This is a genomic window from Variovorax sp. P4_D9 (assembly GCF_056401695.1).
The window spans coordinates 1-5416 of the sequence record NZ_JBFUIU010000611.1 but is presented as its reverse complement, the minus strand read 5'-3'; the positions used below and the strand labels follow the sequence as shown (position 1 = coordinate 5416).

Annotated in this window: 5 protein-coding genes; 3 read left to right on the top strand and 2 right to left on the bottom strand. The window is 68.4% G+C overall.

Features of this window, described 5'->3' with window-relative positions; translation table 11 throughout:
• A partial coding sequence (gene nadB, locus AC1DY5_RS40440) for an L-aspartate oxidase (protein ID WP_478120074.1) occupies nt 1–1450 on the bottom strand: 1450 nt, incomplete at its 3' end.
• Between the two features lie 166 nt (nt 1451–1616).
• Between nadB and nadC the strand changes: the two genes are divergently transcribed.
• From nadC to AC1DY5_RS40425, 3 genes are all read left to right on the top strand, one after another.
• Nucleotides 1617–2492 (top strand): carboxylating nicotinate-nucleotide diphosphorylase, encoded by an 876-nt coding sequence (gene nadC, locus AC1DY5_RS40435; RefSeq protein ID WP_478120073.1) that lies wholly within the window; start codon nt 1617–1619, stop codon nt 2490–2492.
• 3 nt (nt 2493–2495) lie between these two features.
• On the top strand, nt 2496–3632 hold the full coding sequence (gene nadA / locus AC1DY5_RS40430) for a quinolinate synthase NadA (RefSeq protein ID WP_478120072.1): 1137 nt from the start codon (nt 2496–2498) through the stop codon (nt 3630–3632).
• A 234-nt stretch (nt 3633–3866) separates the two neighbouring features.
• Nucleotides 3867–4079, top strand: a complete 213-nt coding sequence (locus tag AC1DY5_RS40425; protein ID WP_478120071.1) for a hypothetical protein — start codon at nt 3867–3869, stop codon at nt 4077–4079.
• A 91-nt stretch (nt 4080–4170) separates the two neighbouring features.
• Here the strand turns inward: AC1DY5_RS40425 and AC1DY5_RS40420 are convergent.
• Nucleotides 4171–5416, bottom strand: a 1246-nt coding sequence (locus AC1DY5_RS40420) for an NADP-dependent isocitrate dehydrogenase (protein ID WP_478120070.1), incomplete at its 5' end; no start/stop codon positions are given.

Below are 5416 nucleotides of genomic sequence, written 5' to 3'. Positions count from 1 at the left end.
GCACCAGGTTGCGCAGTTCGAGCAGGTCGCGCGTGACGTGGAAGTTGCCGTAGAACTCCTGCACCTCGCCCTGCAGTAGCGCGATGCGGTGCGCCGCCCGCTCGAGCCGCTTGTTGGTGCGCACGATGCCCACGTAGTCCCACATGAAGCGCCGCAGTTCGTCCCAGTTGTGCGAGATGACCACGGTCTCGTCGGCGTCGGTGACGCGGCTGTCGTCCCATCCGGGCAACTCGGTGCGCGGGCGTCGCGGCGCCTCGGCGATCGCCTGTGCCGCGGCACGTGCGAACACCATGCACTCGACCAGCGAGTTGCTGGCCAGCCGGTTGGCGCCGTGCAGGCCGGTGCAGGCGGTCTCTCCGATGGCGTGCAGGCCGGGCACGTCGGTGCGGCCCGCGAGGTCGGTGAGCACGCCGCCACAGGTGTAGTGCGCGGCCGGCACCACGGGAATCGGCTCGCGCGTGATGTCGATGCCGAGCTCGGCGCAGCGCGCCAGGATGTTCGGGAAGTGCTCTTGCAGGAAGGCCGGGCTCTGGTGCGAGATGTCGAGGTGCACGCAGTCGAGGCCGTGCTTCTTCATCTCGAAGTCGATGGCGCGCGCCACGATGTCGCGCGGGGCGAGTTCGGCCCGCTCGTCGTGCCCGGTCATGAAGCGGGTGCCATCCGGCAGCAAGAGCCGCCCGCCTTCGCCGCGCACCGCCTCGCTGATCAGGAAGGACTTGGCATCGGGGTGGTACAGGCAGGTCGGATGGAACTGGATGAACTCCATGTTCGCGACCCGGCAGCCCGCGCGCCAGGCCGCCGCGATGCCGTCGCCGGTGGCGGTGTCGGGATTGCTCGTGTAGAGGTACACCTTGCCGGCGCCGCCGGTGGCCAGCACGGTGTGCGGCGCACGAAAGGTCAGCACCTCGTCGGTGGCCTCGTCCAGCGCATGGAGGCCGAGGCAGGCGCCATCGGCCAGCCCGAGCTTGCGGCCGGTGATCAGGTCGACCAGCGTGTGCTGCTCGAAAAGCGTGATGCCGGGCGTGCGCCGCACCTGTTCGATCAGCGTGCGCTGCACCGCAGCGCCGGTGGCGTCGGCCGCGTGCACGATGCGGCGCTGGCTGTGGCCGCCTTCGCGCGTGAGGTGCAGCGCGCCGTCTTCGAGCGAGAAGGGCACGCCGAGTTCGCGCAACCAGGCGATGGCCTCGGGCGCATGCTCGACCACGAAGCGCGTGGCGGCCAGGTCGCAGAGGCCCGCGCCCGCCACCAGCGTGTCGTCGACGTGCGACTGCACGCTGTCGCCGTCGGCGAGCACCGCCGCGATGCCGCCTTGCGCCCATTGACTGGCGCCGTCGTGCAGCGCGCGCTTGGTGATGATGGCCACGCGATGCGTGGGGGCCAGGTGCAATGCGGTGCTCAATCCCGCCAGGCCGCTGCCGACGATGAGCACGTCGAATTCATGAGAAATCACAGGTCGTCGCTCTTGGTTCGTATCACAAACGGGGCGAACCATAACCGACTCTTGCGCTACGCCTGCGTGCATTTTGCGAGCGACCCTGCATCGGCATCGGTGTGGCATCGCTGCTAGGATCGCGCCCATCCGCTGCATGTGCGTGGCCTCGCGACCGATGACGAAGATGGACAGTACCCTCGATTTTTCCTCCGCCGAATGGGCCGCTGTGGTGCGCGCCGATGCATTGCGGGCCCTCGATGAAGAYGTTGGCGGTGGCGATCTCACCGCCTCGCTGATTGCCTCCGATCGCCGCGCCTCGGCGCGGGTTCTGGCCCGCGAGCCTGCCGTGCTGTGCGGCGCGCCTTGGGTCGAGGCGGTGGTTCGCCACCTGGATCCCGGCGCACGGATCGTCTGGCATGTCGCGGAAGGGGCGCGCTGCGCGGCCGACCAGACCGTGCTCGAGATCTCGGGCGCGGCGCGGGCGCTGCTCACCGCCGAGCGCACCGCGCTCAACTTCTTGCAACTGCTGAGCGCGGTGGCGACCAAGACCGCGCTCCATGTCGATGCCGTGCGCGGCACGCGGGCGCAGATCGTCGACACCCGCAAGACCCTGCCCGGCCTGCGGCTGGCCCAGAAGTACGCGGTCCGCATCGGCGGCGGCGCCAACCACCGCATCGGCCTCTACGATGCCGTGCTGATCAAGGAGAACCACATCGTGGCGGCCGGCGGCGTCAGCGCGGCCCTGCGCGCCGCGGCCGAGATCGCGAGCCGGGCGAAGTTCGTGCAGATCGAGGTCGAGACCCTGGCGCAGCTCGACGAGGCGCTTGCCAACGGCGCCCGCATGCTGCTGCTCGACAACATGGACCTGCCCACGCTGCGCGAGGCAGTGCGCCGCAACGACGCGGCCGGCGATGCCCGTGCCCTGCTGGAGATCTCGGGCGGCGTGACGCTCGATGCCTTGCGCGCCCTGGCCGAGACCGGGGTCGACCGCATCTCCATCGGCGCCCTGACCAAGGACGTCAAGGCGATCGATTTCTCGATGCGTTTCCAGGAAGCCTGAGCCATGAGCTTGACCCTGACGCATCCGGTGATCGATGTCGACTACGAGCAGCCGCTCGCCGCCCGAGACGGCGGCACGGCCTGCGACACCCGCCATGCCTGGGCCCGTGTGGCTCCCGAGCCGGGCCCGGCGGAGCGCGAGGCACTGAAGGCGCGCATCCGCCGCCTGCTGCGCGAGCGCAATGCGGTCATGGTGTCGCACTACTACGTGCATCCCGACCTGCAGGACCTGGCCGAAGAGACCGGCGGCCTGGTCAGCGATTCGCTCGAGATGGCGCRCTTCGGCCGCGACCATGCGGCGCAGACGCTGGTGGTGTCGGGCGTGCGCTTCATGGGCGAGACCGCTAAGATCCTGTCGCCCGAGAAGCGGGTGCTGATGCCCGACCTCGACGCCACCTGTTCGCTCGACCTCGGTTGCCCGGCGGACGAATTCGATCGCTTCTGCGCCCAGCATCCCGACCGCACGGTCGTCGTCTACGCCAACACCAGCGCCGCGGTGAAGGCGCGGGCCGACTGGCTGGTGACCTCGAGCTGCGCGCTCGACGTGGTGCGGGCGCTGACCGAGCAGGGCAAGAAGATCCTATGGGCGCCCGACCGGCACCTGGGCGACTACATCCGCCGCCAGACCTGCGCCGACATGGTGAGCTGGGGCGGCGCCTGCATCGTGCACGACGAGTTCAAGGCGCTCGAACTTGAGCTGCTGATGAAGGAGCACCCGGCGGCCCGCGTGCTGGTGCATCCCGAGGCTCCGGCCGACGTCATCGCGCTGGCCGATGCGGTCGGTTCGACCTCGGCCATCCTGAGCGCGGCGCAGCGCATGGAGGCGAGCGAGTTCATCGTCGCCACCGACAACGGCATGCTGCACAAGCTGCGCGCGCTGAATCCGGGCAAGACCTTCATCGAGGCTCCGACCGCCGGCAATTCGGCGACATGCAAGAGTTGCGCGCACTGTCCATGGATGGCGATGAACGGCCTGGCCGGCCTGGCCCATGTCCTGGAGACGGGGGCCGGCGAGGTCCACGTCGACCCGGGGCTCGGGCGCCGGGCGCGCGTGCCGATCGATCGCATGCTGGCCTTCACGGCAGCACTCAGGGCCGGACGGCCGGTCGAGCATCTGGTGGCGGGAATCGGCGCGGTGTGATCGCGCACCGCCGCAGGCGCCCGGTATCCGGGGTCGCCTGCGGGGGAGCGTGGGCGCGGCGCCGAGCGACCGCGCCGCGATGAGGTGACAGCCGTTGCACCGTAGCGCCGCGCTGGCGGCCCAACATCGCCCGATTTGGGGATGACACAACAAATCACATATTGTTGTGTACTTAAGTTTCGATTTCGTTCATTATTACCGTCCATTAGGCAATTGCCGGCTTAGAGCAACCCAATGGACTCTCCACTCCCCGCAGACAACGTCGCGTTCCATCGATGGACCGAGGTCACCGATGCCTTTGTCAGGGAGTTCAACCGCTTTCAGGCCGGCGACACGGCCGCACTGGCCGAGGTCCGGCGGCTGTCCGGCGAGTTGCAGCGCATGGGGCGCGCGCTGGGGCTCGAGATGCCGGCCGTCTCGGCCCGTCCACCCTCGTTCTCGAAGTAGCGCCGCTGCACCATGAAAAAGGCCCGCCGAAGCGGGCCTGGATGCAGGCCACCGACGACCCTGAGGTCGACGGGAGGGCGCAAGGGGTCGCTCAGGCGCCCACTGCTTCCAGCGCCGCATTGAAGGTGGCGCTCGGACGCATCACGGCCTCGGTCTTCTTCGGATCGGGCATGTAGTAGCCGCCGATGTCGGCCGCCTGGCCCTGCACAACCTTCAGTTCCTGCACGATCTTCTGCTCGTTCTCGGCCAGCGACTTGGCCAGCGGCGCGAAGTGCGCCTGCAGTTCCTTGTCTTCAGTCTGGGCGGCGAGCGCCTGGGCCCAGTACAGCGCCAGGTAGAAGTGGCTGCCGCGGTTGTCGAGCTCGCCGGTCTTGGTCGACGGCCCCTTGTTGTTGTCGAGCAGCATGCCGGTGGCGGTGTCGAGCGTCTCGGCCAGGATCTTAGCCTTCTTGTTGCCGGTCTTCTGGCCCAGGTCCTCGAGCGACACGGCCAGCGCCAGGAATTCGCCGAGCGAGTCCCAGCGCAGGTGGTTCTCCTCGACCAGCTGCTTGACGTGCTTCGGTGCCGAGCCGCCGGCGCCGGTCTCGAACATCGCGCCGCCGGCCATCAGCGGCACGATCGACAGCATCTTGGCGCTGGTGCCGAGTTCCATGATCGGGAACAGGTCGGTCAGGTAGTCGCGCAGGATGTTGCCGGTGACCGAGATGGTGTCCTTGCCGCGGATCACGCGCTCGAGCGTGTAGCGCATGGCGCGCACCTGCGACATGATCTGGATGTCCAGGCCCTTGGTGTCGTGGTCCTTCAGGTAGGTGTGGACCTTCTTGATCAGCTCGGCCTCGTGCGGGCGGTACTCGTCGAGCCAGAACACGGCCGGCATGCCCGACAGGCGGGCGCGGTTCACGGCCAGCTTGACCCAGTCGCGGATTGCGGCGTCCTTGGTCTGGCACATGCGCCAGATGTCGCCGGTCTCGACGCTCTGCTCGAGCAGCACCTCGCCGGTCGCGATGTCGACGATGCGCGCCACGCCATCTTCGGGAACCTCGAAGGTCTTGTCGTGCGAGCCGTATTCCTCGGCCTTCTGCGCCATCAGGCCGACGTTGGGCACGGTGCCCATGGTCACAGGGTTGAAGGCGCCGTTGGTCTTGCAGAAGTTGATCATCTCCTGGTAGATGCGGGCGAAGGTGCTCTCGGGCATCACGGCCTTGGTGTCCTTCGGACGGCCGTCGGCGCCCCACATCTTGCCGCCCAGGCGGATCATCGCGGGCATAGAGGCGTCGACGATCACGTCGTTCGGCGCGTGCAGGTTGCTGATGCCCTTGGCCGAGTCGACCATGGCC

What these genes read in the sequence shown, in the direction of transcription:
- AC1DY5_RS40425 (WP_478120071.1), top strand. Translation starts at nt 3,867, where the DNA reads ATGGACTCTCCACTCCCCGCAGACAACGTCGCGTTCCATCGATGGACC.